At 65.8% G+C, this 438-nt stretch carries 1 protein-coding gene; it reads left to right on the top strand.

Going from position 1 to position 438, the window contains the following annotated elements; translation table 11 throughout:
• Positions 1-438, top strand: a 438-nt coding sequence (locus tag AO501_RS38320; RefSeq protein WP_197419902.1) for a hypothetical protein, incomplete at both ends; no start/stop codon positions are given.

The following is a 438-nucleotide window of genomic DNA, read 5'->3' as shown; positions in this document are numbered from 1 at the left end:
CGCGGTGACCGCCAGGGCCTGATCCAGGCCGACTACACCCTGACCATCCCCGACATCCCCCTGACCCTTGGCGGCGGCGGTATCCTCAACATCCCCATCACCGGCACCATCACCGGACTCACCGTCAACCCGTTCTCGGTTCACGGTGTCGGCGGCGGCGGGATCCCGGTCGTCGGCCACCTGACCCTGCTCGGGCAGACCCCGAACATCACCATCGGCATCGATCTTCCCGACCCGGTAGGGCACGTCGGCGTCGACGTGCCGGGCCTGCCGATCAGGCTGGAGATTGGAGTTGCCAACAACTTCCTGCAGCCGATCACGACACCGGCCATCCGGATAAACACCATCGCGTTCAACAATGTGGTGTTGGGGGGTGTGGGGACGCCGTTGACGGTGAATGTGGGTGGGAGTGCCGGGCCGGTGGTGGTGCAGTTGCTG

Source organism: Mycobacterium gordonae (assembly GCF_001417955.2).
Taxonomy (GTDB): Bacteria; Actinomycetota; Actinomycetes; order Mycobacteriales; family Mycobacteriaceae; genus Mycobacterium; species Mycobacterium gordonae_B.
This window is presented reverse-complemented; position numbering and strand designations above follow the sequence as displayed.